The sequence below is a fragment of the Martinezella sp. CNPSo 3732 genome (genome assembly GCF_057784515.1).
In genome coordinates this window covers 20,955-47,953 of the sequence record NZ_JBXSOO010000002.1, presented here as the reverse complement: position 1 = coordinate 47,953, position 26,999 = coordinate 20,955, and the positions used below count along the sequence as shown (strand labels likewise).

The 26,999-nt window shown below is 60.4% G+C and carries 29 protein-coding genes; 13 read left to right on the top strand and 16 right to left on the bottom strand.

From position 1 onward, the window contains the following. Positions 1–7 precede the first annotated feature (7 nt). The 5 genes from smc to AC13RM_RS05050 form a co-directional block, all read right to left on the bottom strand. The gene (gene smc, locus AC13RM_RS05070; protein ID WP_440477595.1) at positions 8–3,469 is read right to left on the bottom strand and encodes a chromosome segregation protein SMC; all 3,462 of its coding nucleotides are present in this window, start codon (positions 3,467–3,469) and stop codon (positions 8–10) included. Between the two features lie 144 nt (positions 3,470–3,613). Next, entirely contained in the window at positions 3,614–4,303 is a 690-nt protein-coding gene (locus tag AC13RM_RS05065) for a DsbA family protein (RefSeq protein WP_069613791.1), read from the bottom strand. Positions 4,304–4,463: 160 nt separating this feature from the next. Then, on the bottom strand, positions 4,464–4,769 hold the full coding sequence (locus AC13RM_RS05060) for a type II toxin-antitoxin system RelE/ParE family toxin (protein WP_167078208.1): 306 nt from the start codon (positions 4,767–4,769) through the stop codon (positions 4,464–4,466). Next, the gene (locus AC13RM_RS05055; RefSeq protein WP_440477597.1) at positions 4,759–5,034 is read right to left on the bottom strand and encodes a type II toxin-antitoxin system ParD family antitoxin; all 276 of its coding nucleotides are present in this window, start codon (positions 5,032–5,034) and stop codon (positions 4,759–4,761) included. Before AC13RM_RS05055 ends, AC13RM_RS05060 begins: the two co-directional genes overlap by 11 nt. A gap of 73 nt (positions 5,035–5,107) precedes the next feature. After that, the gene (locus AC13RM_RS05050) at positions 5,108–5,599 is read right to left on the bottom strand and encodes a DUF721 domain-containing protein (RefSeq protein ID WP_440477598.1); all 492 of its coding nucleotides are present in this window, start codon (positions 5,597–5,599) and stop codon (positions 5,108–5,110) included. A gap of 95 nt (positions 5,600–5,694) precedes the next feature. Between AC13RM_RS05050 and mutY the strand changes: the two genes are divergently transcribed. The 3 genes from mutY to AC13RM_RS05035 are packed head-to-tail and all read left to right on the top strand — an operon-like array spanning position 5,695 to position 7,791. Further along, entirely contained in the window at positions 5,695–6,810 is a 1,116-nt protein-coding gene (mutY, locus tag AC13RM_RS05045) for an A/G-specific adenine glycosylase (protein ID WP_374816240.1), read from the top strand. Continuing rightward, complete coding sequence (locus AC13RM_RS05040) at positions 6,807–7,421, top strand: HAD family hydrolase (RefSeq protein WP_374815704.1); 615 nt, start codon at positions 6,807–6,809, stop codon at positions 7,419–7,421. The genes mutY and AC13RM_RS05040 overlap by 4 nt, the downstream gene beginning before the upstream one ends. 4 nt (positions 7,422–7,425) lie before the next feature. After that, entirely contained in the window at positions 7,426–7,791 is a 366-nt protein-coding gene (locus AC13RM_RS05035) for a nuclear transport factor 2 family protein (RefSeq protein ID WP_112341226.1), read from the top strand. Positions 7,792–7,922: 131 nt separating this feature from the next. Here AC13RM_RS05035 and AC13RM_RS05030 read toward each other — a convergent pair whose 3' ends face one another. The 3 genes from AC13RM_RS05030 to AC13RM_RS05020 all read right to left on the bottom strand — a co-directional run bounded on the left by AC13RM_RS05030 (position 7,923) and on the right by AC13RM_RS05020 (position 9,883). Next, positions 7,923–9,053 carry a site-specific DNA-methyltransferase gene (locus AC13RM_RS05030; protein WP_113232078.1) on the bottom strand — a complete coding sequence of 377 codons (1,131 nt, stop codon included), beginning with the start codon at positions 9,051–9,053 and terminating at the stop codon, positions 7,923–7,925. Between the two features lie 156 nt (positions 9,054–9,209). Beyond that, positions 9,210–9,557 carry an antibiotic biosynthesis monooxygenase family protein gene (locus AC13RM_RS05025; RefSeq protein WP_374815701.1) on the bottom strand — a complete coding sequence of 116 codons (348 nt, stop codon included), beginning with the start codon at positions 9,555–9,557 and terminating at the stop codon, positions 9,210–9,212. Further along, positions 9,554–9,883, bottom strand: coding sequence for an NIPSNAP family protein (locus AC13RM_RS05020; protein ID WP_113232077.1), 330 nt, complete (start codon positions 9,881–9,883; stop codon positions 9,554–9,556). Before AC13RM_RS05020 ends, AC13RM_RS05025 begins: the two co-directional genes overlap by 4 nt. A gap of 72 nt (positions 9,884–9,955) precedes the next feature. Here AC13RM_RS05020 and AC13RM_RS05015 point away from each other — a divergent pair, with 72 nt between their 5' ends. Next, positions 9,956–10,681: an ArsR/SmtB family transcription factor gene (locus AC13RM_RS05015; protein WP_113232076.1), complete on the top strand. Its 726-nt coding sequence runs from the start codon at positions 9,956–9,958 to the stop codon at positions 10,679–10,681. Here the strand turns inward: AC13RM_RS05015 and AC13RM_RS05010 are convergent. The 3 genes from AC13RM_RS05010 to AC13RM_RS05000 form a co-directional block, all read right to left on the bottom strand. Then, complete coding sequence (locus tag AC13RM_RS05010) at positions 10,678–11,103, bottom strand: DUF1284 domain-containing protein (protein ID WP_374815698.1); 426 nt, start codon at positions 11,101–11,103, stop codon at positions 10,678–10,680. The genes AC13RM_RS05015 and AC13RM_RS05010 overlap by 4 nt on opposite strands. Continuing rightward, positions 11,100–11,690: a biotin transporter BioY gene (locus AC13RM_RS05005; protein WP_440477600.1), complete on the bottom strand. Its 591-nt coding sequence runs from the start codon at positions 11,688–11,690 to the stop codon at positions 11,100–11,102. The genes AC13RM_RS05010 and AC13RM_RS05005 overlap by 4 nt, the downstream gene beginning before the upstream one ends. A 263-nt stretch (positions 11,691–11,953) precedes the next feature. After that, positions 11,954–12,622, bottom strand: a complete 669-nt coding sequence (locus tag AC13RM_RS05000; protein WP_440477601.1) for a GntR family transcriptional regulator — start codon at positions 12,620–12,622, stop codon at positions 11,954–11,956. Positions 12,623–12,852: 230 nt separating this feature from the next. Between AC13RM_RS05000 and AC13RM_RS04995 the strand changes: the two genes are divergently transcribed. Further along, the gene (locus AC13RM_RS04995) at positions 12,853–13,545 is read left to right on the top strand and encodes an HAD family hydrolase (protein WP_488554679.1); all 693 of its coding nucleotides are present in this window, start codon (positions 12,853–12,855) and stop codon (positions 13,543–13,545) included. A gap of 131 nt (positions 13,546–13,676) precedes the next feature. Here AC13RM_RS04995 and AC13RM_RS04990 read toward each other — a convergent pair whose 3' ends face one another. Continuing rightward, complete coding sequence (locus AC13RM_RS04990; RefSeq protein ID WP_488554678.1) at positions 13,677–14,297, bottom strand: hypothetical protein; 621 nt, start codon at positions 14,295–14,297, stop codon at positions 13,677–13,679. Between the two features lie 313 nt (positions 14,298–14,610). Between AC13RM_RS04990 and thrC the strand changes: the two genes are divergently transcribed. The 4 genes from thrC to AC13RM_RS04970 are packed head-to-tail and all read left to right on the top strand — an operon-like array spanning position 14,611 to position 20,901. After that, positions 14,611–16,008, top strand: a complete 1,398-nt coding sequence (thrC, locus tag AC13RM_RS04985; protein ID WP_285176210.1) for a threonine synthase — start codon at positions 14,611–14,613, stop codon at positions 16,006–16,008. A 20-nt stretch (positions 16,009–16,028) separates the two neighbouring features. Then, positions 16,029–17,327, top strand: coding sequence for a M16 family metallopeptidase (locus AC13RM_RS04980; RefSeq protein ID WP_440477605.1), 1,299 nt, complete (start codon positions 16,029–16,031; stop codon positions 17,325–17,327). 50 nt (positions 17,328–17,377) lie between these two features. Beyond that, the gene (locus AC13RM_RS04975) at positions 17,378–17,992 is read left to right on the top strand and encodes a GNAT family N-acetyltransferase (protein ID WP_488554822.1); all 615 of its coding nucleotides are present in this window, start codon (positions 17,378–17,380) and stop codon (positions 17,990–17,992) included. Then, complete coding sequence (locus AC13RM_RS04970; protein WP_440477606.1) at positions 17,989–20,901, top strand: EAL domain-containing protein; 2,913 nt, start codon at positions 17,989–17,991, stop codon at positions 20,899–20,901. The genes AC13RM_RS04975 and AC13RM_RS04970 overlap by 4 nt, the downstream gene beginning before the upstream one ends. 8 nt (positions 20,902–20,909) lie before the next feature. Here the strand turns inward: AC13RM_RS04970 and AC13RM_RS04965 are convergent, their stop codons facing one another. The 3 genes from AC13RM_RS04965 to AC13RM_RS04955 all read right to left on the bottom strand — a co-directional run bounded on the left by AC13RM_RS04965 (position 20,910) and on the right by AC13RM_RS04955 (position 23,001). Beyond that, the gene (locus tag AC13RM_RS04965; RefSeq protein ID WP_488554677.1) at positions 20,910–21,965 is read right to left on the bottom strand and encodes a zinc-binding metallopeptidase family protein; all 1,056 of its coding nucleotides are present in this window, start codon (positions 21,963–21,965) and stop codon (positions 20,910–20,912) included. Between the two features lie 143 nt (positions 21,966–22,108). After that, positions 22,109–22,300: a CsbD family protein gene (locus AC13RM_RS04960; protein ID WP_069613771.1), complete on the bottom strand. Its 192-nt coding sequence runs from the start codon at positions 22,298–22,300 to the stop codon at positions 22,109–22,111. A gap of 95 nt (positions 22,301–22,395) precedes the next feature. Further along, the gene (locus tag AC13RM_RS04955) at positions 22,396–23,001 is read right to left on the bottom strand and encodes a YqgE/AlgH family protein (RefSeq protein WP_113232065.1); all 606 of its coding nucleotides are present in this window, start codon (positions 22,999–23,001) and stop codon (positions 22,396–22,398) included. 140 nt (positions 23,002–23,141) lie between these two features. Between AC13RM_RS04955 and AC13RM_RS04950 the strand changes: the two genes are divergently transcribed. Beyond that, positions 23,142–23,969 (top strand): protein-disulfide reductase DsbD domain-containing protein, encoded by an 828-nt coding sequence (locus AC13RM_RS04950; protein WP_374815682.1) that lies wholly within the window; start codon positions 23,142–23,144, stop codon positions 23,967–23,969. A gap of 83 nt (positions 23,970–24,052) precedes the next feature. Next, positions 24,053–24,538, top strand: coding sequence for a peroxiredoxin (locus AC13RM_RS04945; RefSeq protein WP_113232064.1), 486 nt, complete (start codon positions 24,053–24,055; stop codon positions 24,536–24,538). Positions 24,539–24,623: 85 nt separating this feature from the next. On the opposite strand, the gene AC13RM_RS04940 is transcribed toward AC13RM_RS04945, so the two are convergent. Beyond that, positions 24,624–24,992 (bottom strand): VOC family protein, encoded by a 369-nt coding sequence (locus AC13RM_RS04940; RefSeq protein WP_374815680.1) that lies wholly within the window; start codon positions 24,990–24,992, stop codon positions 24,624–24,626. 336 nt (positions 24,993–25,328) lie between these two features. On the opposite strand from AC13RM_RS04940, the gene AC13RM_RS04935 reads away from it, so the two are divergent. Next, positions 25,329–26,111 carry a metal ABC transporter ATP-binding protein gene (locus AC13RM_RS04935; RefSeq protein WP_374815678.1) on the top strand — a complete coding sequence of 261 codons (783 nt, stop codon included), beginning with the start codon at positions 25,329–25,331 and terminating at the stop codon, positions 26,109–26,111. Then, a complete protein-coding gene (locus AC13RM_RS04930; RefSeq protein ID WP_015339069.1) occupies positions 26,108–26,980 on the top strand; it encodes a metal ABC transporter permease in 873 nt (290 codons plus the stop codon). The genes AC13RM_RS04935 and AC13RM_RS04930 overlap by 4 nt, the downstream gene beginning before the upstream one ends. Positions 26,981–26,999: the final 19 nt, after the last annotated feature.

Genomic DNA, 26,999 nt, shown 5'->3' with positions numbered 1-26,999 from the left:
ACGGCACTCAAGCGATTTCGCGCAGCCGTTCGGCGGTCTGCAGATCGACGGAGACGAGTTGCGAGACGCCCTGCTCCGCCATGGTGACGCCGAAGAGGCGATCCATGCGGGCCATGGTGATGGGATTGTGGGTGATGACCACGAAGCGGGTCTCCGTGGAGGCCGCCATCTCGTCCATGAGGTTGCAGTAGCGCTCGACATTGTGGTCGTCGAGCGGCGCATCCACTTCGTCCAGAACGCAGATCGGCGCGGGATTGGTGAGGAACACCGCGAAGATCAGCGCCATGGCCGTCAGCGCCTGCTCGCCGCCGGAAAGCAGCGTCATGGTCTGCGGCTTCTTGCCTGGCGGACGGGCGAGAATTTCGAGACCTGCCTCCAGCGGGTCGTCCGACTCGATGAGCTGCAGTTCGGCCGTGCCGCCGCCGAAAAGATGAGTGAACAGCCGCTGAAACTGCGCATTGACGATGTCGAAGGCGACGATCAGACGTTCGCGGCCCTCGCGGTTGAGGCTCTGGATCGCGCCGCGCAGCTTCCGGATGGCGTCGATGACGTCATCGCGCTCCTTGATCAGCGCCTGCAGCCGTTCCGTCAGCTCCTTGCTCTCCTCCTCGGCGCGCAGATTGACGGCACCGAGGCGCTCGCGTTCGATCTTCAGGCGTTCCAGCTCGCGCTCGACCTCGCGGAGGTCAGGCATGTTTTGCGATGCTGAAAGGCCGGTCAGGCGCATGGCTTCATGCGGCTCGACATTCAGGGACTGGCGGATGCGCAATTCGCTTTCCTGCCGACGCTCACGCGCCGACACCAGCCGCTCCTCGACGCGGCCGCGCTTTTCCCGGCTTTCGGCCAGCTCAGAGAGTGCCGTCGCCGCATGGCGATCGGCTTCGCGCTGGATGCCTTCGGCTTCGGCAAGGCGATCAGCGGCCTGGCGGCGGGCATCCTCGGCTTTCTGTAGCTCGTTCATCAAGGCACGGCGCTTGTCGTCGAACTCATCCGGGGCGAGATCGAGTTCGGCCGCTTCCTCGCGCGCTTCCTCTTCACGGTCGCGCAATGTCTGAATGTGCTCCTCGGCGCTGGCCGCACGCTGGCGCCAGGTGTCCCGCTCCTGCCGGATTGCGAGGAGACGGCGCTGCCGCGCTTCGTTCTCACGATTCAGGCCTTCATGGCGGGCGCGGGCTTCGGCCAGAACGCCGCGATCCGTCGCAACTTCGGCCTGCTGGTCACGCAGTTTCAGGTCGATGGCGTCGAGGTTCGGCGCATCCTCCAGCTCGATGCGGGCATTTTCATCCTGCATGGCCACATCTTCCAACTGCTCCTGCAGGCGGCTGACGGCCTCGACGATCACGTCGCGACGGCGGATGAGGTCGCCCGAAGCACGTTCCGCGGCGGCAAGCGCTTCGCGCGCCTCGGCCAGATGCCGGGCGGCAAGGCGGCTGGCGTCGCGGGCGGTCGCCAAACGGCCCTCTTCACCCCGGATCGCATCGGCGGCGGCCGAAAGGCGCTCTTCGGCCTCGACAAGCACATCGCGGGCGAGCTCGGCTTCGGCCTCCAGCTCGGAAAGGCGATTCTTCTGGGCGAGCCGCAAGGCAGCCGCACTCGGCGCATCTGCGCCGGTGACGTGACCGTCCCAGCGGAACACGGCGCCATCCCTGGTCACCAGCCGCTGTCCCGGCTTCAGCTCGGGCATGAGCCGCAGCGCATCTTCCACCGAGACAATGCCGATCTGGCGCAGACGGCGCGTCAGTGCCGCCGGCGCGCCGACATGGGTAATCAGCGGCGCGGCACCTTCCGGCAAGGCCGGATCGTTGGCACCGCTGCCATTGTCCGACCAATAGACGGGTGCCTCGGAATTGAGCGAGGATTCCAGATCATCGCCAAGTGCTGCGCCAAGCGCCGTTTCGAAGCCACGGTCGACACGCAGCTCTTCGGCAACAGGCGAAAAGGCACCGGACGTATCGCCCGCCGCCAACATCTTGGAAATGGTCCGCGCCTCGGTTTCCAGTGCATTCAGACGCGCCCGCGCCTGCTCCACCGGGCCACGCGACAGCGCCTCGGTTTCGCGCGCCTTGGCAAGAACGGCTTCGACGCGCTGGATCTCGCCTTCCGCATCCGCGACGACGTTTTCCGCCGCCTCGACCATGTCACGCTTTTCGCTCGGGTCCGGCAGATCGGCCATCTTTTCGTCGATAGCGGCAAGCTCGCGGTTCGCTTCATCGGCCTGACGTTCCAGCCGCATCTTGCGATCGGCCAGATCACGGATGGCGCGCTCCAGCTGGTTGCGGGCGGCAGCGGCTTCGGCCCGTTCTGCGGTCAGAACAGTAAAAATCCGCTCGCTGTCGGCGAGCTTTGTGGCCGCTTCTTCGAAGGTTAAGCGCGTTTCCTCGGCAAGCCTGCCGGAATCGGCAAGAATATCGGCGAGATCGGCTTCTTCGGCGTCGAGCTTTGTCAGAATAGTGGCATTGTCGGCGACAAGTCGCTGCTCGCGGCTGATATCCTCTGCCAATTGCGCCAAGCGACGGATCAATTCGTCCCGGCGGCGCAGGATGCGGTTGACATCCTCCTCCAGCTGAGAGCGAGCGATCTGCAGACGCTGAAGAGCAGCGGCGGCCTTTGCCTCATCCTCGCGCAGCTCCGGCAGCTTGAAGCTGGCGATGCCCTGCGCCTTTGCCGCCTCCATCTGGATCTGCGCCTTTTCGGCGACAAGCACGGTTGCCTGGTTGAGCGCACTATCGGCCTCGGCCTCGGCTTCCTTGGCCTGCACCCAGCGGATATGCAGCAGCATGGCCTCACGGGCCCGAATCTCGGCCGAGAGCGTCTTGAAACGGTTGGCCTGCCGCGCCTGGCGCTTCAGGCTTTCGATCTGGCTTTCGAGCTGCGATGTCACGTCATCCAGTCGCTCGAGATTGCTTTCGGCGGCGCGCAGGCGCAGCTCGGCTTCATGCCGGCGCGAATGCAGGCCGGAAATGCCCGCCGCCTCTTCCAAAAGCTGCCGCCTCGCCTGGGGCTTTGCCTGGATCAGCTCACCGATACGCCCCTGCCCGACCATGGAAGGTGAACGCGCGCCGGTGGAGGCATCGGCAAACAGCAGCTGTACATCCTTGGCGCGCGCTTCCTTGCCGTTGATGCGATAGATGGAGCCTTGCTCACGCTCGATGCGGCGCGTGACCTGAATTTCGTCGCTATCGTTGAAGGCGGCTGGCGCGGTGCGATCGCTATTGTCGAGGTAGAGACCCACTTCGGCGGTGTTGCGGGCCGGGCGGTTGCCGGATCCGGAGAAGATCACGTCGTCCATGCCGGAGGCGCGCATGTTCTTATAGGAATTCTCGCCCATCACCCAGCGTAGCGCTTCGACAAGATTGGACTTGCCGCAGCCGTTCGGGCCGACGACGCCGGTCAAGCCGCGCTCGATGACGAATTCCGCCGGTTCGACGAAGGATTTGAAGCCGACAAGTCTCAGTCTGTTGAACTTCATAGGCGGTGCCCTCTTCTCCCCTGCGAGGAGAAGGCCGTCCACGATGCCGGCATCGGGAGCGTGATCGCTCCAAACTCAAATTTAAAGGAGGCACTCACAGGCGCGCGACCTCGGCCGCCCGCCTGTGATCGAAAAAGGCGCGGATCAGAGCAGGCTGTCGATAAGCTTCGACATGGCAGCAACAGACATGTCCCCTGCATAGCGCTTGCCATTGATTAGGAAGGTCGGCGTGGCATTGACGCCGAAATCCTTGGCTGCGCGTTCCCGTACGGAATTGACATCATCCAGAAGCTTCTGGTTCGTCAAGCATTTCGTGAAGCTATCCTCAGTAAAACCAGCGAGTTTCGACATCTGCAGCAATGCGGCGCGGCCGTCGACATCAGGCGAAGCCCAGGCGATCTGCTGCTTGAACAGCATTTCGACCATCGGCATGTATTGTTCCTGCGGGGCGCAGCGGGCCAGCATGAAGGCTGCGGCGGCACGCGGATCGAACGGGAATTCGCGGATGATGAAGCGAACCTTGCCGGTATCGACGTATTTCTGCTTGATCGTATCGAAAGTCGTGACGGCAAAATGCGCGCAGTGCGGGCAGGTCAGCGACATGTATTCGACGATCTTGACAGGCGCATCTTCCTTGCCGAGCGCGATCTCCGGCAGCGGACCGGGCTTCAGCACTTCGTTCATGTCGACATTGCCGTCGGACGGCGGCACTTCATCTTCTGCAGTTGCGGCGGATGCGGTGCCGGCAACGGCAGAGAACGCCACGGAGAGGGCTGCAACGGCAGAGCCGCCCAGCAGATGGCGTTTGGTCAAGAGCATGTCGGACATCGGCATAGAGTCACCCGTCGTTGAAAGAGGCTTCGAATGTTTCATGCGATATAACGGCAGCTTGCCGCTAACAAGGCACGGTTGGCCAACTTTCTTCAAAGAATTGTGACCTGGCAAAGACAAAAAGCTAAAATTGTTGTCGGAATCGGTGCGGATGTATTCAAATTCAGTGTTCATCGAGCAAGGTCGATGGGATATTTTGACCGGCATAAAAGAGACGTAGAATAACGACCTCCTCGTTCTTTATATGATAAGCGGCGGTAACCCGCCGCTCAAACACCATAATGCGAACACCCGGACCTAAACTCTCGCGTTGGGGTCCTCGGGTGGCCATTGTTTTAAGTGTTTCGCACTGCTCTCGAAGCCTTCGGATAAACGACAATGCGCGGCCCGGACTGTCTTTCGCAATGAACTCATAGATGCCAATAACGTCTTCTTCGGCAAGAGCGCTGAAAGAGACCTTATATGTCACGACCGGCGGCTTTCATTCGTTCGGCATGAATTCTTTCAACTTTATCAAAAACTTCGTCCGCATCTTTGCTAGGTCGCGGATCATCAAGAGCTTCCTGGATCTTTGCGCGCATTATTTGATTGATGACTTCTTCTTCACGGTCCAATGCCCTCAAAGCAGCGCGCAGGACCTCACTTGCTGAGTCGTATGCTCCGGATTTCAATCGGGCATCCACACCACGCTGCTGGTTACCCAGTGTAACCGTGATCGGCTTGCTGCTTCGCATATCCAGCTCCTCATAAATCTCGCCCGAGTATGACAGTGTAATCAACAGAAAAGCAAGCCTGGATTATTTCCTATCACCGCTTCCAGGCCATGGCAGTGCCAAGACGCTGCACGGCGGCCCTGATCTTCTCATCCTCGATACCGTCCATCATGTCAGCTAGCTTGCGCGCCGCCTCGCCCTTCAAGGGCGGCGGCATGCGGGAGCGTTTGGAGGCGACCGAGACCGGCTTCTGCACGATGCGGATCTGATTGACGGCATAGAAACCGAAGAAGCTGTTGATGCGCTGGATGAGTTCGCCTTGCGCATGGGTCAGGAAGAGTGCGCGGGCACCCTCGCAGGCGATCGTCAGCACGCCGGGCTGATAACGGTCATCCATGCCGGGGCCGGTTCGCTTTGCCCAGGCGATCTTCTCCGGCCGCGTGCAATCGGCAAAGTCCTCACCGGCGATTTCGTCCCAGCAGCCAAGCAGCGTCGTGTTGATGCCGGCGCGCTTTGCCAGCACCGGATCGACGATGCCGTTGGTCAGCTCGGATATCTGCCTTTCGCCTTTTCGGGGATAACTCATCTCAATCGGCTTCCGGTGCATGCTTTGTGCATCGCGGGCCTTGATCGCCCGACGCAGCTTGGACAAGTATAGAGCACTTCCCCTCGACGCGGCAAATCATGACCACGACTTTAGAATCCCCCACGGCCGCACGCCTGCTTGCCTGGTACGACCGACATCACCGTGACCTTCCCTGGCGCGTCTCGCCACCTATGGCTGCGCGCGGCATCAAGCCCGATCCCTATCGCATCTGGCTGTCGGAAGTGATGCTGCAGCAGACGACGGTGCCGGCGGTCAAAGCCTATTTCGCGAAATTCCTGGAGCGCTGGCCCACGGTCGATGATCTTGCCGCCGCCGCGAATGAAGACGTCATGGCCGCCTGGGCCGGGCTCGGCTACTATGCTCGTGCCCGCAACTTGAAGAAATGCGCAGAGGCGGTTGCGGCAGATCATGGCGGCCGCTTTCCCGATACTGAGGAGGGTCTACGGGCGCTCCCGGGTATCGGCGATTATACGTCTGCCGCAGTTGCTGCGATCGCGTTCAATCGACGGGCGGCCGTGATGGACGGCAATGTCGAGCGGGTTATTTCCCGCCTCTATGCGATTTCGGCGCCGCTGCCCGGCGCCAAGCCACTGATGAAGCAGAAGGTCGCGCTGCTGACGCCGGCGGACCGACCAGGCGATTTCGCCCAGGCGATGATGGATCTCGGCGCGACGATCTGCACGCCAAAGCGCCCGGTCTGTTCCCTCTGTCCCTTCAACGGCGCCTGTCAGGCGCTGGCTGCATATGATCCCGAACGTTTCCCGGTCAAGGCAGCCAAGAAGGAAAAGCCGGTGCGCCAAGGCGCGGCCTTCGTCGCAGTCAATGACGAGGGGGAAATCTTCCTGCGCCGTCGCATTGAAAGCGGGCTGCTCGGCGGCATGACCGAGGTTCCAACGACCGGCTGGACGGCACGCATCGATGGCGAGACCGGCATCGAGGCAGCCCCCTTCCCGGCCGATTGGCAGTCGGCGGGCATGGTGACACATGTCTTCACCCATTTCGAACTGCGGCTGTCGATCTGGCGCGCGAGGTCCGTCTCATACGCGGACAACCATGACGGATGGTGGGCGCCGGTTACAAATCTTGAAGAGCAGGCACTCCCGACAGTCATGAAAAAAGCGATCACGCAGGCTATTCCCAACGCGTTCGCAAAAATGCCTTTAGAGCAAAAATCAGGAATTCATTCATGACGACGGAAATACGGCATATCGTTTTCGATATCGGCAAGGTTCTCATCCACTATGATCCAAACCTTCCCTACAGCAGGATCATTCCGGACCATGCCGAGCGCGAATGGTTTTTCGCCAATGTCTGCACTCATGAATGGAACCTTGAGCAGGATCGCGGCCGCACCTGGAGCGATGCCGAGGCACTGCTGATCGCCGATCATCCCCAACGGGAAGAAGAAATCCGCAGCTTCCGCAAATATTGGCACGAGATGGTTCCACACGCCTATGACGACAGCGTCGCCATTCTGGAACAGCTTATCGCTGAGGGACGCGACGTCACCATGCTGACCAATTTCGCCTCGGACACCTTTCGCGAAGCGCAGGAGCGCTATCCCTTTCTCAAGAAGCCGCGCGGCGTGACAGTTTCCGGCGATATAGGCCTGATCAAGCCGGATGTGGCGATTTATGATACCCACGCCAAGAGCTTCGATCTCGATCCGGCCTCGACGATCTTCATCGATGATTCCTATCCGAACGTCGAAGGCGCGCGCGCTGCCGGCTGGCATGCAGTTCACTTCACCGGCGCCGAGAAGCTGCGCAGCGATCTCGCCGCCTATGGCATAAAGGTTTGAGCCGATGATCTTCGACCCTGCAGAACGCATCGATCTGTTCCATGATGCAATCAATCGCCTCGACTATGAGGCGATCGAGAACTTCTTCGCCGAGGATGCCACCTATGTTTCGAACGGCGTCGGCAGCCTTGCCGGCCGCGCGGCGATCATGGAAGCCTTCCGCGGCTATTTCGATACCTATCCTGATCAGACGGCATCGAATTCTCTCGTGGAAACGCTGACGCCCCTGTCGGGCCGCGCCGTTTGGTCGGTCCGCGCCACCAACAGCAAGACGGGCAAGCCGCTGATCCGCGAAGGAGAGGAAACGATCACCTTCGATGAGGATGGCCGCGTCGTGCGCGTCGACGTCACGGATTATCAGGACTTCTAAAATCTGAAGCTAAAGACGCGCAGGGCCTTGCCGGATAGATCGTCCGGCAAGGCCCTGCGCATTTCACCTTCTTCCCTGACTGGAGGTACACGGCGGAAGAAGGCGGATATGTTTGCGGGAAATGGCTGAAGCTACTCAACCTTGGCCAGATCGCTGCGGATAATGGCTCTTAGTTCGTCGATCGGACGCAGGGAACGGCCGTCGTCGAAATGCCAGAACATCCACCCATTGCATGCATCAAGGCCCTGGACTTTCGCGCCAAGGCGATGAATGGAACCGGCCTCGCCGCCGGAAGCGACCGTGCCGTCAGCCCGCACGATGGCGCTATAGCGGCGCTTCGCATCGGTCAGCACCTGGCCGGGCTTGATGAGGCCGCTTTCGATCAGAACGTTGAACGCAACGCGCACTTCCGCCTTCTTGCCGGTCATCACAGTCAGTTCCGCCTTGCCGAGAGGCTCGACGGCCGCGATGCGGGCGCTGGCCGCGTCGATATAATCCTGCTCGCGCTCGATACCGACGAAGTGGCGGCCGAGACGCTTGGCAACGGCACCGGTCGTGCCCGATCCGAAGAAGGGATCGAGAATGATATCGCCGGGCTTGGACGAGGCCATGATGACGCGCGCAAGCAGCGCTTCCGGCTTCTGCGTCGGATGCACCTTCTTGCCGTCGTCGCCCTTCAGCCGCTCATTGCCGTTGCAGATCGGGAACAGCCAGTCGGAGCGCATCTGCACGTCGTCGTTGGCAGCCTTCATGGCATCGTAGTTGAAGGTATAGCCCTTGGCTTTGGCGTTCGGGCTTGCCCAGATCATCGTCTCATGCGCGTTCTGGAAGCGGCGGCCCTTGAAATTCGGCATCGGATTGGTCTTGCGCCAGACGATGTCGTTGAGGATCCAGAAGTTCAGATCCTGCAGCGTCGCGCCGACGCGGAAGATATTGTGATAGGAGCCGATGACCCAGATCGTGCCCGTCGGCTTCAGCACGCGGCGGCAGGCGAGCAGCCAGGCGCGGGTGAAGGCATCATAGGCTTCGAAGGAGGCGAACTGGTCCCATTCGTCATCGACGGCGTCGACCAGCGACTGGTCCGGACGATGCAGCGTGCCGCCAAGCTGGAGATTGTACGGCGGGTCGGCGAAGATGACGTCGACGGATTGATTGGGCAGTGCTTCAAGAGCGGCCACGCAATCGCCCTTGATGATCGTGTCGATCCAGGACCCCGGAACGGCTGAAGTCCTGAGGTCGGCAAGCGGGAAAACTGACGCCATGTGATACTCGCTGTTACACTTACTCGGTGCTCTTAACTGAGTGTTATGGTTACCTAACTTGGTTACCAAAGGCTAAAGCGGCGTCATATTTTCTGCATTCCCGGCGAAACCGCCGGGAATGCAGGCCTCTCGAAAGTCGCTATCGCGCTGAAAGCCCTAGATGTCGTGGACTGCGTGACTGTCGCCGGGTGCTTCTGCGCGTTCCGTCATACCGTAATCGCGAAGCACCTGCGCGACACGCAAACGATAGTCGGCAAAAACCGTCTTGCGACCCGCTTTCTGGGCGGCACGATGTGCCTCGCGGTTTCGCCATTGGCGAACGGCCGCCTCGTCGCGCCAAAAGGACAGCGACAGGAATTTACCTGGCTGGCTCAGGCTTTCGAAGCGCTCGATCGAGATAAAGCCGTCGATCGTTTCGAGTTCGGAGCGCAGCATTGCAGCAATGTCGAGATAGTGCTGGCGTTCGTCTGGATGGGGAACGACTTCGAAAATGACTGCGATCATGGCGATATCCTCGGAGCGTGCGGCAGGGAGATATTTTTCAGGAAAATGCGGTCTTCCTGCAAGATGAAACGCTCGCGGCGGGCCAAATCGAGATTGGCCTGCGCCAGCGGATCGGCGGCGAGGCTCTTGCGATAGGCTTCGTAGGCGGCGAGATTTTCGATGTTGTAGATGCCGTAGGCCGTCGTCAGCGAGCCCTCGTGCGGGGCGAAATAGCCGATCAGGTCCGCGCCGTTGCGCGGGATGACCTGGCCCCAGGCCTTGCCATATTCCGCGAAGGCGTCCTGCTTGAACGGATCGATCTGATAGCGGATGAAACAGGTAATCATTGGCTTTCTCCTTTGCTGATGGGAGTGTTTTCGCACATTGCAGGACGGAGATAGTTCGGTTACGATCGAAGTATGAAAGAAGGTCCAGACATAGCACAGATCGGCTCGCTGATCGGCGATCCCGCGCGAGCGAATATTTTGACGGCGCTGATGGGCGGCCGGGCGTTGACGGCAACGGAACTGGCAGCGGCTGCCGGCGTGACGCTGCAGACCGCGAGCGCTCATCTTTCCAAGCTCGAAGCGGGCGGCCTGCTGGTACAGCGCAAGCAGGGCCGCCATCGCTACTTCACACTGGCAGACGATCGCGTCGGCAAGCTGCTCGAGGGTATCATGGGTTTTGCCGCCAGCCGCGGACATCTGCGCCATCGTCCCGGTCCGAAGGAGCCGGCGCTGCGCAAGGCGCGCATATGCTACGATCATCTGGCCGGCGACTATGGTGTGCGCATGCTCGACAGCCTGATCGAGGCCGGGTCGATCTCCGCCGTGGGCGAAGGTCTCAGCCTGACAGCCGTCGGCGAGAAGCATTTGGGATCAATCGGCATCGACGTTTCCGGATTGCGCTCAAGCCGCCGCCCGCTTTGCCGATCCTGCCTGGATTGGAGCGAGCGGCGCGCGCATCTCGCCGGCAGCCTCGGCAAGGCGCTGCTTTCGAATTTCCTCGACAAGGGATGGGCGCGGCGCACCGAAAACAGCCGCTCGATCTTCTTCACGCCCGAAGGCGAGCGCCGGTTTCTGGCGCTCTTTCCGCTTGAATTAAGCGAGAGCACCTCGCAGCCGGAGCTGGATAACACGCCTTAGGCTGCCTTGATCAGGACACCACTGAAATTGTTTGCAGCAATGCGGCTGCAGAGCTCACCCCATTCGCAGCCGAGGCAGGCGTGACGGATTTCACCGCTGGCGAAATTACGGCGGAGCTTGGAAAGCAGCCTGGCATCCGGCACCAACACGGTTCCAGGACCGATCTCCTCGCCCAGCAATGCCACGATATCGGCAAGAGCCGCCGCATCCCGCTCGATGACCGAGGTCTTGAAGCAATGCGGCTCCTCCCCGTTCAGGAGGGGCGCGCAGATGTCGTCGGGTCCGGAGACCAGCTTGATCTCTTCCCCTTCCGACAGCCGCTCGGCGATGCGGCGATAATTGTCGGTGAAGGCTGAGTTATAGCCTTCACCGACAAAGGTCAGCATGCAGAGCAGATGGTGGGCGCGAAGCCTGACGGTCAATTCAGACGCGCCTTGCCGCCATAGACCTGGATGGTCTTCAGCACGGCAGCTGCAAGCGCCGACTTGAGCACGGCGCCGAGGATGAAGGGCGCTACGCCAAGCAGCCAGCCTTTTTCCGCACCGATCAGCGCTGCAAGCCATACGCCGCCGAACGCAAGGCAGAGAATGTTGGCCGAGAGATGCGCCAGGAAGCTGCGCACGACGCGATTGCCGCTCCAACCCCGCTCGGCAAGCAGACCGACGAGGGCGGCAATGATCGGGAAGGATACGAGATAACCCGCCGTCGGACCGATGAAGGGCGCAATGCCGCCTGCCCCGCCGGCGAGCACCGGAAAGCCGATCGCGGCTTCGCCCAGCCAGGCGAGAACGGTGACTGCACCAAGACGCCAGCCGTAGAGCGCGCCGATCATAGTGATCGCGAATGTCTGCATGGTGATCGGCACCGGCACCATCGGCACCGAGATTCGCGATGCGAGTGTCAGGATCAGCGTTCCGGCGAGAACGAACACGGTCTTGGTAACGAGCGAACGCTGCCCGAGGCGGAGCGGATCGAAAGCGACTTCATCATGATGCTGCAACAGGGACATAGGCTCTCCTTCCAGAATTATAGATAATTTTTGAGTCTCATCTATTTTATGAGAGAGATCGCGAAACCAGGCAAGTGGCAAGCGTTCGATATTTCGACTGAGCACGAAATACCATTGAAAAATAAGGGTAATAAAATCCAAAGACGCGACTCACTAAAGCAGGGCACTGACCGCGGAGCGGCGACATCAGGGCGAAGGAAGCCCTCGTGGAGCGCCGCCTTCAAAGCGTGCTCAGCCACATATCTCAAAATTATCTATAATTTTCAGCCGACGATTGCGAAGGCGTCGCGTGTCGATCCCGAAGGCGTGCGCACCGGCGCGCGGCCGATCCATTGCACATGCTTCTGCAGGATCGCTGCGGCCTCGTCGGCTCGCCCCTGGCGGAGAGCTGCCAGAATAGCGCGGTGATCGTGATCCGTGCGCTTCTCCCAGCCGGATTGCCAGGCGGAGAAGAGAAAGCGGGCGCTGGCGGCATGCAGGTCATCAATGGCGGCGAGCAAACGTGCCATGCCGCAGGGCGCGAGGATCAGACGGTGGAAGCGGCGATTGGCTTCCTCCCAGGCATGAACGTCACCGGCGGCATCGCCGTCGCGCGTCGCCTGTTCCGCCTCATCCAGAATAGCTGCAGTCAGATGCGGGGCTGCATGCTTGAGTGCAAGACCTTCGAGGGCTGCGCGCATTTCCGCAACCTCGCGGACTTCCTTAAGATCGAAAGAGGCGACACGGACGCCACGGCGCGGCAGGCTGATTGCCAGCCCCTGCGCCTCCAGCCGGCGGAACGCCTCGCGCACGGGCACGTGGCTCGTGCCGAACTCTTCGGCGATGTGATCCTGCCGCAGGCGGGCATCGGGCGCGATCTCGCCGCGGATGATGCGGTCGGCAAGCACCCGGCTGATGCGGCTGGCAATGGTGTCGTCGCGCTCCTTGGCCATGGCCGATCCTTAAAGGCGGGGCCATCCGATGTCGAGCAACAAGAAACCTTCGTCACCTCTTTTGCGCATTTCGACCTTTTCGCTCACTGCAGCGCAGCCATGCCCGCCAATTGGTTGAGCTTTGCCGACATATCGTGTAAAGCCCGGCGGTCGTTTTTCAGAGCACCTCCCGAAACACCGATGGTTTCCTGGAGCGTGCCGATCCCAGCCACATCAAAGGCAGTAATTTCATGAGCAATGGTTTCGACCTCATCATTTTCGATTGCGACGGCGTTCTGGTCGATTCGGAAATCATCGCGGCGCAGGTTGAATCGAAGCTGCTGACCGATGCCGGCTATCCGATCAGCGCCGAGGAAATGGGCGAACGCTTCTCCGGCATGACGTGGCGCAACATCCTGTACGAAGTCGAGCGCGAGGCCAGCATCCCCCTCTCTGCTTCGCTGCTCGACAAATCGGAAAAACTGCTCGACCTAGCGCTTGCCAGCGACGTTCAGGCTATATCGGGCGTGCCGCAGGCGCTGTCACGCCTGCCGATGCCGCGCTGCATTTGCTCGAACTCCAGCGCCGCGCGGCTTGAAATGATGCTGACGAAGGTCGGTTACTTCAAGCTGTTTGCTCCCAATATCTTTTCCGCCAAGGATCTCGGCGCCGACCGCGTAAAGCCCAAGCCGGACATCTTCCTGCATGGCGCCAAGCAGATGAATGTCAGCCCAGCCAATACGATCGTCGTCGAAGATTCGGTTCACGGCGTCCAGGCGGCGCGCGCTGCCGGCATGCGCGTCATCGGCTTCACCGGCGCATCGCACAGCTATCCTTCGCATGCCGACAGGCTGACCGATGCCGGTGCCGAAACCGTTGTCAGCCGCATGGCCGAGCTGCCCGGCGTCGTCATGGCACTCGCCGAATGGGATGGCGTCCTCTGAGGCAATAGGCAATAGGCAATAGGCAATAGGCAATAAATGTTGCGGCTATAGTGCCGGCGGCAACAAGGACAAGGTGATCTTTTCCTACTGCCTACTGCCTACTGCCTACTGCCTACCGCTTGACCCCAACCTTAGTGACGCTTCTTGCGCGCCGGCTTCTCGCCCTTTGCCGGCTTCTGCGGGCCTTGATCGAAGCCGATCTGGACGATGGTGAAGCCGCCCGAGCCACCGGCAACCTGGATATCGTCATCGGTGAAAAGGAACTGCGCAGTGGTCTCGCCCGGCGGGATTTCCGCCGTGTACATAATGGTCTTGCTATAGAGCGCATTGTCGTTGTCCATGACGGCAACATGGATCGGCAGGGTCACCTTGCCGGAGCTGCCCATCGGGCCGGCAACCAGGCGTCCCTGCGCCACGACGTGAATGCCGAGGCTGGTGCCGTCCGTGGTGCACTGGCGTGTCGCCTCAGCCAGCGAAGCCTGATAGATCAGCTGGTTCGGATCATCCTTGGCGCCTTTGGCGTAGGTGCGATAGACGGAATCCTCGTCGCGGATGACGGCCTGCGGGCACTTGCCCGCGACATAAGACTGGCCGCCGGTCGGAGCAGCGGTCGCGGCTCCGGTTTGCGGCGCTACCGTTACATCCGTTGCCGGCTGTTTTTCACTACTGCCGCCAATACCGAGAGTGCTGCAGCCCGTCAGCAATGCCAGAAGCGAAGCGGAGAAAAGACGACGCGAAACCTTGCCAAACACTATTATTCCACCCTCTCCATATATTTCATGTAATCGGCCTGCAGCCTGTCAAACAGGCCTTTTATGACACTTGGCGATGGTCTATACCAGCGACGCAGCGAAAAATCGATTGGGTAGACACCGTTTTGGCTCACTTTTCGAGATCGACAGATTGCCACAAACGGCCTCCGCCCGGCGCTGATCCCACGCGCCTTGCGCAAACGCGAAAACCACGCGGCTGATCCGACGCAAAAAGACCGGCCGCCGTCGTTTCGTTCCTCTACCCTCTCAATCGATCACTCAGGCAATTTTGCGACCAAAGGAATTCTAGACCGTGGACTACATTTCAACGCGGGGAGAAGCCCCTGCCCTTGGCTTCTGTGACGCTCTCCTAGCTGGCCTTGCTCGTGATGGCGGGCTTTATGTTCCCCGTGAATGGCCTGTCCTGACGAAGAAGGAAATCCGCGCGTTCCGCGGCAAGAGCTATCAGGATGTTGCCTTCGCCGTCCTTTCGCCCTTCACCAATGGCGAAATCCCGGCCGATGTCTTCCGCGGCATGATCGATGATGCCTACGCCACCTTCCGGCATCCGGCGGTCGCACCGCTCGTCCAGACCGGGCCGAACAGCTTCGTCATGGAGCTCTTCCACGGCACGACGCTCGCCTTCAAGGATGTCGCCATGCAGCTGCTCGCGCGGCTTATGGACTATGCGCTGGAAAAGCGCGGCCAGCGGGCGACCATCGTCGGCGCGACCTCGGGCGATACTGGCGGTGCGGCGATCGACGCCTTTGCCGGACGCGAACGCACCGATATCTTCATTCTTTTCCCGCATGGAAAAGTCTCGCCGGTGCAGCAGCGGCAAATGACCACCTCGACGGCGGCAAATGTACATGCACTGGCGATCAAGGGCAATTTCGACGATTGCCAAAACCTCGTCAAAGCCATGTTCAACGACGCCGCCTTCCGCGACAAGGTTAAGCTTTCCGGCGTCAATTCAATCAACTGGGCGCGAATCATGGCGCAGGTTGTCTATTATTTCACGACAGCCGTCGCCCTCGGCGGTCCGGACCGCAAAATCTCCTTCACTGTGCCGACCGGGAATTTCGGCGATATTTTCGCTGGCTACGTCGCCAAGCGCATGGGCCTGCCGATCGAAAAGCTTGTTATCGCCACCAATGAAAACGATATCCTCGCCCGCATGCTGAAGACTGGCCGCTATGAAATGCGCTCAGTCAAGGCAACCACCTCGCCGTCGATGGATATCCAGATCTCCTCCAATTTCGAGCGGCTCCTGTTCGAGGCCAACGGCCGCGACGCCTCCAAGGTGCGCGCCGCCATGGAGAGCCTGAAGCAGTCGAACGGATTTTCGGTCAGCGAAGAGGCTCTGAAGTTCATCAAGAAGGACTTCCGCGCTGGCCGCGCCAGCGAGAAGCAGGTGGCCGAAACGATCCGCAAAACCCTTGCCGATACAGGCTATCTGCTCGATCCGCATACGGCAATCGGCGTCTTCATTGCGGGCAAGAACGAGCGTCCCAGCAGTCCGATGGTAACGCTTGCGACCGCCCACCCGGCAAAATTCCCCGCCGCAGTAAAATCCGCATCCGGTATTGACCCGGCGCTTCCGACGTGGCTTGCTGGTCTGATGACCAGGGAGGAGCGTTTCGACATTCTCGATCCGGAACTTAAAGCCGTCGAAAGCTTTATCGGCAGGCATATCCGGACCGGCGAATAACAGACGCGGAAAGACAAGCGATGACAGTGGAGTGCACCCGGCTAGCGTCCGGGCTGACAGTAGCGACCCAATCGATGCCACACCTCGAAAGCGTGGCACTCGGCGTTTGGATCAAGTCGGGTTCGCGCAACGAAACCGAAGCAGAACACGGTATCGCGCATCTGCTCGAGCATATGGCATTCAAGGGCACGGCGCGGCGCTCGGCCCGGCAGATCGCCGAGGAAATCGAGAATGTCGGCGGCGAAGTCAACGCCGCCACCTCGACCGAAACCACGTCCTATTATGCCCGCGTGCTGAAGGACCATGTGCCGCTCGCCGTCGATATCCTTGCCGATATCCTGACCGAGTCGGCCTTCGACGAAGAAGAGCTGGCGCGCGAAAAGCAGGTCATCCTGCAGGAAATCAATGCCGCCAACGATACGCCCGACGATGTCGTCTTCGACAAGTTTTCCGAGGTCGCCTATCGCGACCAGACGCTCGGGCGCGCCATTCTCGGCACGCCGGAAACCGTCGTATCCTTCTCGCCGGAACAGATCCGCTATTACCTGGGCCGCAACTATACGACCGACCGCATGTTCGTCGTGGCGGCCGGCGCTGTCGACCATGAAAGCTTCGTGCGCCAGGTCGAGGAGCGCTTCTCCAGCCTGCCGACAAAACCGTCCGCTCCGCCCGTTATTGAGCCGGCGCGCTATATCGGCGGCAACATTCGCGAAACGCGCGACCTGATGGATGCGCAGATCCTGCTCGGCTTCGAAGGCCGCGCCTATCATACCCGCGATTTCTACTGTTCGCAGATCCTCGCCAATATCCTCGGCGGCGGCATGTCCTCGCGGCTGTTCCAGGAAGTGCGCGAATTCCGCGGTCTCTGTTATTCGGTCTACGCCTTCCATTGGGGCTTCTCCGATACGGGCATCTTCGGCATCCATGCCGCGACCGGCGGCGAGAACCTGCCGGAACTGCTGCCCGTCATCATCGACGAGCTGCATAAATCCTCCCATGACATTCAGCAGCAGGAAATCGAGCGCGCCCGCGCCCAGATCCGCGCACAGCTGCTGATGGGCCAGGAAAGCCCGGCCGCCCGCGCCGGCCAGGTCGCAAGGCAGATGATGCTTTATGGCCGCCCCATCCCGAACCAGGAGATGCTGGAGCGCCTGGAAGGCATCACGATCGACCGCCTGACGGATCTTGCCGGCCGGCTGTTCTTCGATACAGTACCGACGCTTTCTGCGATCGGGCCGCTGGAGCAGCTCGCGCCGATGGAGGACATCGTCACCTCGCTGTCGTCGCCGGTCCCTGCCTCCAGAAGCGCAAGCGGCTAAGGGCACGCCGCAGGCCTATGGGTGCAATTCTCGGGGGAGTGCTTGGCGGCATGCAAAAATCTGTCTTTCGGTTTCTCTCACGTCATTCGGACGCGGTTGAACTCGAAAACGACAATTATTTGCTGCGGCTGCCGCGCTACTCCGATTTCAATCAATGGCATAAGCTTCGGGCGGAAAGCCGCCGCTTTCTGGAACCCTGGGAGCCCACCTGGCGGCATGACGAGATGACCGAAGGTGCCTATCGGGCGCGCATCATCCGTGGTAAGCAGGAATACAGCTCCGGCCAGGCCATACCGCTCTTCATTTTTCTCAGGGAAAACATGACGCTGGTTGGCGGCATCACGATCGGCTATATTCGCCGAGGTGCTGCGCAGAGCTGCATGATCGGGTATTGGATGGGCGAGCGCTACTCCGGTCAGGGCCATATGTTCGCCGCACTTCAGTTGGTTATACCCTATATCTTTTCCGGACTTGAGTTGCACCGAATTGAAGCAGCCTGTATTCCGGATAACGAGCGTAGCATGCGGCTTTTGGAAAAAGCCGGTTTCCAGCGGGAAGGTCATTTGCGCGGTTATCTTAAAATCAACGGTCAGTGGCGCGACCATGTGATGTTTTCAAGGTTGGCATCCGACACCAACCCGAACCGAAGCTTCGACCAGCGATGATCGCCGGATCGATGCAGACGTGGCCGATGGCCCGCCGGCTATGCGCCGTGATCGCAACGCTTGCTGCCGCCATGCTGCTGTTGATCGCCGGGATGGCCGATGCAGCCGAGCCCGTGAAGATCTCGCGTGACGATACTGCGCTCGACCTCACAGCGACGACCGAAATCTACACCAATCAGGGTGAAGCCTTTCAGGTTTCGACGGCTGCCGGCGCCGATGGCATCCGCCGCCGCATCGAGGTTCGCTCCTCCTCGCCCAATCATCAGGGTGACTGGGCGGTTTTCGCGCTCGCCAATGTCTCCGAAGAGCAGCTCGAGCGCGTCATCGTTGCCCCGCATTTCCGCCTTGTGAATTCAAAAGTCTTCTGGCCCGATCTCGGCTCGCAGCGCATCGTCGCGATCACGCCGAGCGAAGGTTTCGCACTCGATCGTCAGCCTAGCGACGAAGCCGATGTTTTCCGCATAACGCTGAACCCCGGCGCCGTCGTCACCTTCGTTGCCGAGCTTTCGTCGCCGAACCTGCCGCAGCTCTATCTCTGGGAACCGAACGCGTACAAGGACACGGTCAACGCCTTCACGCTCTATCGCGGCATCGTGCTCGGCATCGCCGGCCTGCTGGCGGTGTTCCTGACCATTCTTTTCGTGGTCAAGGGAACCTCGATGCTGCCGGCGACGGCCGCACTCGCCTGGGCGGTGCTCGGCTATATCTGCGTGGACTTCGGCTTCCTCGGCAAGCTCATCAGCATCACGTCCAGCGACCAGCGAATATGGCGCGCCTGCGCGGAGGTGGCGCTCGCCTCCAGCCTGGTGATCTTCCTCTTCACCTATCTCAATCTCAATCGCTGGCACGCTCACCTCGGCTATGTGACGCTCGCCTGGGTGCTCGGCCTTGCCCTGCTCTTCGGCGTGGCGATCTACGATCCGTCGATTGCGGCCGGCATCGCCCGGCTGTCGCTGGCGCTGACGGCAACGGCCGGCCTGCTGCTCATCATCTATCTCGGCTTCAGCCGATATGACCGGGCCATCTTGCTCGTGCCCGCCTGGGCGCTGATCCTCGTCTGGCTGTTCGGCGCCTGGATGACGGTCATGGGCAAGCTTGACAATGACATCATCCAGCCGGCACTCGGCGGAGGTCTCGTGCTGATCGTGCTCCTGATCGGCTTCACGGTTATGCAGCACGCCTTTGCCGGCGGTGCTTTCCAGCAAGGGCTGTTCTCCGATCTGGAGCGACAGTCCCTGGCGCTGACAGGCTCCGGCGATACCGTCTGGGATTGGGACGTGGCCCGCGACCGCGTGGTGACGACGCCCGATATCTCGGTGAAGCTCGGCCTTTCGCCCGGAACCATGCACGGCGCAGCGCGCAACTGGCTGCCGCGGCTGCATCCCGATGATCGCGACCGTTTCCGCGCTACACTCGACGTGCTTCTGGAACATCGGCGGGGCCGGCTGAACCACGAATTCCGTATTCGCGCGGAAGACGGGCATTTCCACTGGCTGTCGATCCGCGCCCGGCCAGTGCTGGGCTCCAATGGTGAGATCATTCGCTGCGTCGGTACGATCGTCGACATTACCGAGCAGAAGAATTCGATTGAGCGGCTGCTGCACGATGCCGTGCATGACAATCTCACCGGATTGCCGAACCGCCAGGTCTTCCTTGATCGTCTGCAGGCCGTTCTGACGCTGGCTTCCGATGGAAATCAATTGCGGCCGACAGTCATCGTCATCGACATCGATCGCTATAAACTCGTCAACGATACGCTTGGCTTTGCCGCTGGTGACAATATCCTGATCGCGCTGACCCGTCGCCTTCGCCGCCTGATGAAGCCGCAGGATACGCTCGCCCGTCTTTCGGGCGATCAGTTCGGCCTCATCCTCGTTTCCGAACGAGATCCCGCCAAGGTCGCAGATTTTGCCGACGCGATCAGCAAGGCGATCATGGTACCGATCAATTTCGCTAACCGCGAGATCATTTTGACGGCATCCGTCGGCTTGACCTCCTGGGTCGATCAGCAGGAAAATGCGGCGGGGATGCTCAGCGACGCGGAACTTGCCATGTACCGCGCCAAGCGCGCCGGCGGCAACCGCGTCGAGCCTTTCCAACCGGCCTTCCGCAGCTTCGGCACCGACCGGCTGCAGCTTGAAACCGATTTGCGCCGTGCGGTCGAACGCAAGGAACTTTCGCTCGTCTATCAGCCAATCGTTCGGCTTGAGGATGCAGAAATCGCAGGCTTCGAGGCGCTGATGCGCTGGGAGCATCCGAAGCGCGGCAATATCCCGCCGTACGAATTCATCCCGATCGCCGAGGCCTCCGACATCATCGGGCCGCTCGGCATGTTCGCCCTGGAGCAAGCGACCAACGACCTGAAGGCATGGCAGCGACAGACCGGTGACCTGCCGCTGTTCGTCTCCATCAACCTTTCCAGCGTTCAGCTCCTCAACAACGAGCTTTACGACGATATCCGTGCGCTGCTCGCCAAGACCCATTGCGATCCAAGCCGCATCAAGCTGGAGCTGACGGAATCGCAGGTGATGGAAAATCCGGAACAGGCGCGGCTCGTGCTCGACAAGCTGCGTGACGCCGGCATAGGCCTTGCGCTCGACGATTTCGGCACAGGCTATTCCTCGCTCGCCTACCTCACCCGTTTCCCCTTCGATACGATCAAGCTCGACAAGGCGATGGTCCGCGACGACAGCGACAAGAAGGCGGTTCTGCTGCGCTCGGTCATTTCCATGGCGCGCGAACTCAACATGCGCGTCGTCGCCGAGGGCATCGAATCGGAAGAGGACGCGCTGGAGCTCGCCAAAATCGGCTGCAGCTATGGCCAGAGCTTCATCTTCGGGCCGCCGATGGGCTCGGATTCGGTGATACGCCTGTTGAAGGAACGCTTTCCGCTGACGAAGCGCGCCTGAGTATTCGATCACGCGCTGTCGATCAATTCCCTGATATAGTCGAGCTTGGCAACCACCGGCGGCGAAAGAATGAAGGGATAGGAATCCGGCTGCCCCATGCTGCGCTGGATGGAATTGATCGCCACGCTCAAAGGGATCCAGGCGCTGACGAGCTGCTCGGCACTTTCCGCCTTGTAAGGATTGAAATCCACCTCGGCCGCCATGTCGTGATAGCGATGGGGATCGATCGCCAAGCCGAAGGAGCGCGCCGTTTCCAGCGTATCGACGATGTGCAGATAATGCGCGAAGCATTCGGCGAAATCCTCCCATGGATGGGAGCTGGCATAGGCGCTGATGAAACTTTCCTGCCAGTTTGCAGGCGGGCCATTGTCGTAATGGGCCTGAAGTGCCAAGCCATAATCGGCGCGCTCGTCGCCGAAGACGGCGCGAAAGGGATCGAATTGCCCGCGATCGCGGACAAGCTTGTTCCAGATGAAATGGCCGGTCTCGTGGCGGAAGTGGCCGAGCAAAGTGCGATACGGCTCGTTCATCGAGGTGCGCGCCTGTTCGCGCGTCGCATCGTCGGCCTCCGCGGCGCGGATCGCGATCAGTCCTTCTTCATGACCTGTCATCGCCGGGACGACAGTGCCGCCTTGCACTTCGTCTTCAAGGAAGTCGAACACCAGCCCGCCTTGCGGGTCCTCTGTCCGGTTAGGATGGGGCAGCTTCAAGCGCAAAAGCGAATAGAACAGATGCCGCTGCGCCTGGCCGATGCGTCGCCAGCGATCTATGCCCTGCTCGGTGTCGGTGTTCGGCACGAGACGATTGTGCCGGCACGCGACGCAATAGAGCTGCTGCTCCTCGGCATCGATGAGCCAGTTGCAGATATCGAGCTCGGCATTGGCGCAAAAGCGCAGATGCCTGGTGGGTTCGGAAACCAGATGCCAATTCGGGCTCTCACCGGGCTCCAGCGCGTGAATCGCCATCAGATCCGGAACGAAGCCGAGCTGATGTCCGCAACGGACACATTGCCTGTTGTCGAAATGCACTGGCTGGCCGCAATGGTCGCAGGTGAAAAGCCGCATGCCCCCTCGCAAAGGATGGTTGCCCCATACTGAATATTAAAGAGCCTGCCACGTTTCCGTAACAGGCTCTTCCTCCCAACATCGCCGCTTCGACGTCAATTCAAACGGAGCAGCGACCATGGATTGGCAAAACAAGCAGCCGGTCACATCCGGTCGACCGCCCCCTTGACCTTATCTTTGGCCTTGCCGACGGCGGTCTGCACCTTGCCCTTGGCTTCCTGCGCAGCGCCCTTGGCGCGCATTTCCTTATCATTCGTCGCCTTGCCGGCCATCTGTTTGGCCTTGCCGGCAATTTCGTTCGCCTTACCGGACACCTTGTCGGTCGTGCTGCTCATGTCTGACGCCTCCTGGGCTAGGACGGCGGAATTGCCGTCGCTCTGCCAGAAAAACGTCACATCAGCTATTTCGTTCCAAAATAACGCAAATCGGCTCAGCTATGGCCGGCATGCGGTGACAGCATGACCGGATTGATACCCATGAGAGCCAACGCACGGTCATACTTGTTGTCGAGGCTGCGATCGAAGATCAATTCTTCGTTTGCAGGGCAGTTCAACCAGCCATTGTTGCCGATCTCCGCCTCGAGCTGACCAGCGCCCCAGCCGGCATAGCCGAGCAACATGGTCGCGCGCTTCGGGCCGCTTCCCTTGGAAATGGCTCGGACGATATCGAGCGTCGCCGTCAGGCTGATATCGTCGCTGACCGGAATGCTGCTGTCGCTGATGTAATCGTCGGAATGCAGAACGAAACCGCGGCCACTTTCGACAGGACCGCCGGTCTGGATCGGGAAATCGCGCGCCATCTGCGGAAGCACGATAGCATCGTCGTCCTTTATCATTTCGAGATGCAAGAGGACATCGGTGAATGTCAGCTTTTGAGCCCGGTTGATGACAAAGCCCATGGCGCCGGCATCGGAATGGGCGCAGATATAAACAACCGTGCGATGAAAGTTCCGATCCTCCATGCCGGGCATGGCGATCAGGAACTGACCATCGAGAAAACCTCTTTCGCGTCTATTCTTCAGCGTCGATAGGGACATCGTGCCTCCTGACCGCAGTTCACAACTGCGCCGCCTCATACCAAGATGGGGCAATGTCATAAATCAATCAACTGAAAATGATCATTTACCTCTTCGGTCCTGCTGGCTCCCGGCAGCCCTATCCGCTAAATCCTTGTTCCATGATCGAAATAAACACCGTTGCCCGCCTGTCGGCACTTCTCGCCACTTTGTTTTTCAGCACCGCGGCGGCCCATGCCGCAACGAGCGAGTGGATAGACAATCAGGGCGGCAGAATGCGTCTGATAGCACTGGCGCCGGACGCGGAAGGGCATATCCGTGCCGCCTTGCAGATCGAGCCGGAGCCGGGCTGGATCACCTATTGGCGCGAACCAGGTCAGGGCGGAATTCCCCCGCAAATAACGCCGGCAGCCGGCAGCGGCGTAACCCTGGAAAGGGCGGGCTATCCCGTGCCGAAGCCGATCCGCGTCGGCCCCATCCAGGAAATCGGCTACGACGCGCCGGTCACGTTTCCGCTTGATCTGCGTGTCACCGGCAAGGCGCCGGCAAAGCTTGAGCTGACGGCTTTCATCGGCCTCTGCAAGGATATCTGCATTCCTTTCAAGGCCGAATACTCCCTGCCCTTGCCGACAGATGTGCAGCCGACCTCGCATGAACTGGCCTTGCTCGATGCGGCAAAGGCTGTGCTACCGCAGCCTCCTTCCCCGGATTTCGCCGTCCAGAGCCATAAGATCTCTACCGACGCCAAGAGCCTTTCGCTGCATCTGACGCTGCCGGAGGCAAGCCGGAAGATGCCTGATATCTATGTCACGGGGCCGTCGGGCTACGTGTTCTTTCAGCAAGCGAATGCGAAGCGCGAGGGAACTGCCTTCTCGGCCGAGATCGAGATCGGCAAATTGCCGAAGGATTATGATCCGAAAGGCAAGGACTGGAGTATTCTGGTCGTCGATGGCGACCGGGCGATGGAAACCACCCTTGCGCTGGAATAGCTGGGATCTATAGTTCTCTGAACCATCTTCATGCCATCGGCGGCCGTTTGAGCGCCCCGAAACAACGACCCAAGGAGAGAGCCATGACTATCGCCATCGGCGACACGCTGCCTGCCGCCACCTTCAAGGAAAAGACCACCGACGGCCCGGTCGAGATCAGCACCGAGCAGCTGTTTGCCGGCAAGCGCGTCGTCCTCTTCGCCGTTCCCGGCGCGTTCACGCCCACCTGCTCGCTCAATCACTTACCGGGCTTTCTCGAAAACCGCGATGCCATTCTTGCCAAGGGCATCGATGACATCGCCGTGGTTTCCATCAACGACTGGCACGTCATGGGCGCCTGGGCGCAATCGTCCGGCGGCCTCGGCAAGATCCACTTCCTCGCCGATTGGGACGGCGCCTTCACCAAAGCGCTCGGCCTCGAGGTCGATCTCTCGGCCGGTGGGCTCGGCATTCGCTCCAAGCGTTATTCCATGCTGGTGGAAAACGGCGTGGTAAAGACGCTGAATATCGAGGAAAGCCCCGGCCAGGCGACGGTTTCAGGTGCTGCCGCGATGATCGAGCAGCTTTAAGATTTTGATGGATTTGGAAAGGCTGGGCGCCTTGAACCCAGCCTTTCCCAACTAAAGGTAAGGCGCAAGCCCCTCCTCATCTCTTCTATCTGCTTGTTACCCGGATATAATAACCATCCGGATCCACGATACGGAAATCGCGTAGTCCCCATGGCTGAAAGGCAAGCTCCGATATCAGATGGTCGCCGCCTTTGGCGACGTTATAGAAACCTTCCACATCCTCAACGCTCAGCACGATTTCGATGCCGAGGCCTAGTCGTTCGCCACTAGCAGCTCGAAGTGGGTGACCCGGTCCGAGCGCGTCTCGCTTGTTGATGGAAATGACTGCCTCGTCATTCGAGAGCATCGTGTATTGCTCGCTTGTATCGCCAACCACCTGGAAGTTCAGTGCCCGTCGATAGAATTCTATCGACGCCGGCACATCGGCGACAAACAGCTCAAGCCTTAGCTTCATGACATTCTCTCCTACCCGTAAACTTTGTCGCTCGATGCTGCGTGAAAATACAACTGTCGTTAGCGTTGTGGCGATAGGGCGCGGACATTATTGCCGGTAGATATTCCAGCCTTGTTCACCGCAAATTCCTGCCAGTTCACGGCTCGCCTCTTTTTCGCCGCATTTCATCGGCTACTACATGTAATGTTATTACATAATTGAAAGCCCCTGAATGCCCTTTGATCGTGATCCCTTCGCGTCGTCCCTCATAGGGCGCTCGGCCTTAATGCGCCTTGCCTATGTGGCGGTTGGCATTGCTGTGCTTTGGGCAGCCATCGGCTGGGCGGTGGCGCTGGCATGAACGATCTGATCCGCCTCAACAATCTCACGGTCACCTATGAACGCCATCCGGCCGTTCACCACATCTCGGGCGGCTTTGCCACCGGTAGCCTGACGGCGATTGCCGGGCCGAACGGGGCGGGAAAATCGACCTTGCTCAAAGCGATCGTCGGCGAACTCAGCCCGGCGGAAGGGTCGATCGATCGCGGGGGGCTGGCCCGCAACGATTTCGGCTATCTGCCGCAAGCGGCTGATATCGTCAGACGCTTTCCGATTTCGGTTGCCGATACGGTCATGCTCGGTGCCTGGAAGAATGCCGGCGCCTTTGGCCGGTTTTCTCTAGAGGATGCCGAGCGGGCGCAAGAGGCGCTCGGCATCGTCGGACTTTCGGGCTTCGAAAAGAGGTATATCGGCTCGCTTTCGGCGGGGCAGTTCCAGCGCGTGCTATTCGCGCGGCTACTGCTGCAGGATGCCCGCGTCATTCTACTGGACGAACCCTTCACCGCGATCGATCAGCGCACGACACGCGATCTTCTCGACCTCGTACTGCGATGGAACCGGGAGGGACGCACGGTCATCGCCGTCCTGCACGATTTCGAGCAGGTGCGAAGCTATTTTCCCGAGACACTGCTGATCGCCCGCGAACTTGTGGGATGGGGCAAGACGCAGGATATTATGAGCCCCGCCAATCTCATCAAGGCGCGCGCAATGGCCGAGCGCTGGGATGACGAGGCTGCGACATGCCTGTCCGAGGAAGAGCATGACGAAGGCGCCCTCGTGAAGCGGGAGCCTGCCGAATGACCGTCTACGATATCTTCCTCGCCCCTTTTGCGGACTACGGTTTCATGCGGCGCGCGCTGATTGCCTGCGTCTGTCTCGGCCTCGGCTCCGGCCCAATCGGCGTCTTCCTGATGCTCCGGCGCATGAGCCTGATGGGCGATGCCATGAGCCATGCCGTCCTGCCTGGTGCTGCCATCGGCTATCTCATCGCCGGCTCGCTGTCGCTGACGGCCATGGGGCTAGGCGGGCTTGTCGCTGGCCTTTCGGTGGCGCTGCTGTCCGGCCTCGTCAGTCGGGTGACCGTGCTGCAGGAGGATGCGAGCTTTGCCAGCTTCTACCTGACCTCGTTGGCGCTCGGCGTCCTCATCGTGTCGCTGCGCGGCTCCAATATCGATCTCCTGCATGTGCTCTTCGGCACGATCCTCGCAATCGACGCGCCGGCTCTCTACCAGATCGGTGCGATCACGACGGTGACGCTGCTGGCGCTCGCCGTCATCTATCGGCCGCTGGTCATGGAATGCTTCGATCCCGGTTTCCTGCGTGCCGTCGGCGGGCGCGGACCGCTCTATCACTTCCTGTTCCTGCTGCTGGTCGTTCTCAACCTCGTCGCTAGCTTCCAGGCGCTCGGCACGCTGATGGCCGTCGGGCTGATGATGCTGCCGGCGGCCGTGGCGCAGCTCTGGTCGCGCAGCCTGCCCGCCATGATGATGATCGCAACAGGAACGGCGATGGCTTCAGGTTATGTCGGCCTCATCGCCTCCTACCATCTCGAATTCGCATCAGGCCCGACCATCATCATCACCGCCAGCCTGATCTACGGCTTCTCCATTCTCTTCGCACCCTCGGGCCTTGCCCGGCGGTTCTTCCCCCGTCCCCATCTCCGGGGCTAATCCGAACAAGGAGACTCGC

Excerpts from the sequence above, each read along its gene's own strand:
- AC13RM_RS04945 (WP_113232064.1), top strand. The coding sequence starts at position 24,053 with ATGACTATCGCCATCGGCGACACGCTGCCTGCCGCCACCTTCAAGGAA.
- AC13RM_RS05065 (WP_069613791.1), bottom strand. The coding sequence starts at position 4,303 with ATGCCGATGTCCGACATGCTCTTGACCAAACGCCATCTGCTGGGCGGC.
- AC13RM_RS04970 (WP_440477606.1), top strand. The coding sequence starts at position 17,989 with ATGATCGCCGGATCGATGCAGACGTGGCCGATGGCCCGCCGGCTATGC.
- AC13RM_RS04930 (WP_015339069.1), top strand. The coding sequence starts at position 26,108 with ATGACCGTCTACGATATCTTCCTCGCCCCTTTTGCGGACTACGGTTTC.
- AC13RM_RS05005 (WP_440477600.1), bottom strand. The coding sequence starts at position 11,690 with ATGTCCCTGTTGCAGCATCATGATGAAGTCGCTTTCGATCCGCTCCGC.
- AC13RM_RS04940 (WP_374815680.1), bottom strand. The coding sequence starts at position 24,992 with ATGAAGCTAAGGCTTGAGCTGTTTGTCGCCGATGTGCCGGCGTCGATA.
- smc (WP_440477595.1), bottom strand. The coding sequence starts at position 3,469 with ATGAAGTTCAACAGACTGAGACTTGTCGGCTTCAAATCCTTCGTCGAA.
- AC13RM_RS05025 (WP_374815701.1), bottom strand. The coding sequence starts at position 9,557 with ATGATCGCAGTCATTTTCGAAGTCGTTCCCCATCCAGACGAACGCCAG.
- AC13RM_RS05020 (WP_113232077.1), bottom strand. The coding sequence starts at position 9,883 with ATGATTACCTGTTTCATCCGCTATCAGATCGATCCGTTCAAGCAGGAC.
- AC13RM_RS05015 (WP_113232076.1), top strand. The coding sequence starts at position 9,956 with ATGAAAGAAGGTCCAGACATAGCACAGATCGGCTCGCTGATCGGCGAT.
- AC13RM_RS05030 (WP_113232078.1), bottom strand. The coding sequence starts at position 9,053 with ATGGCGTCAGTTTTCCCGCTTGCCGACCTCAGGACTTCAGCCGTTCCG.
- AC13RM_RS05035 (WP_112341226.1), top strand. The coding sequence starts at position 7,426 with ATGATCTTCGACCCTGCAGAACGCATCGATCTGTTCCATGATGCAATC.
- AC13RM_RS05000 (WP_440477601.1), bottom strand. The coding sequence starts at position 12,622 with ATGGCCAAGGAGCGCGACGACACCATTGCCAGCCGCATCAGCCGGGTG.
- AC13RM_RS05055 (WP_440477597.1), bottom strand. The coding sequence starts at position 5,034 with ATGCGAAGCAGCAAGCCGATCACGGTTACACTGGGTAACCAGCAGCGT.
- AC13RM_RS04965 (WP_488554677.1), bottom strand. The coding sequence starts at position 21,965 with ATGCGGCTTTTCACCTGCGACCATTGCGGCCAGCCAGTGCATTTCGAC.
- AC13RM_RS05050 (WP_440477598.1), bottom strand. The coding sequence starts at position 5,599 with ATGAGTTATCCCCGAAAAGGCGAAAGGCAGATATCCGAGCTGACCAAC.
- AC13RM_RS04960 (WP_069613771.1), bottom strand. The coding sequence starts at position 22,300 with ATGAGCAGCACGACCGACAAGGTGTCCGGTAAGGCGAACGAAATTGCC.
- AC13RM_RS04935 (WP_374815678.1), top strand. The coding sequence starts at position 25,329 with ATGAACGATCTGATCCGCCTCAACAATCTCACGGTCACCTATGAACGC.
- AC13RM_RS04950 (WP_374815682.1), top strand. The coding sequence starts at position 23,142 with ATGATCGAAATAAACACCGTTGCCCGCCTGTCGGCACTTCTCGCCACT.
- AC13RM_RS04975 (WP_488554822.1), top strand. The coding sequence starts at position 17,378 with ATGCAAAAATCTGTCTTTCGGTTTCTCTCACGTCATTCGGACGCGGTT.
- AC13RM_RS05040 (WP_374815704.1), top strand. The coding sequence starts at position 6,807 with ATGACGACGGAAATACGGCATATCGTTTTCGATATCGGCAAGGTTCTC.
- AC13RM_RS04980 (WP_440477605.1), top strand. The coding sequence starts at position 16,029 with ATGACAGTGGAGTGCACCCGGCTAGCGTCCGGGCTGACAGTAGCGACC.
- AC13RM_RS04995 (WP_488554679.1), top strand. The coding sequence starts at position 12,853 with ATGAGCAATGGTTTCGACCTCATCATTTTCGATTGCGACGGCGTTCTG.
- AC13RM_RS04955 (WP_113232065.1), bottom strand. The coding sequence starts at position 23,001 with ATGTCCCTATCGACGCTGAAGAATAGACGCGAAAGAGGTTTTCTCGAT.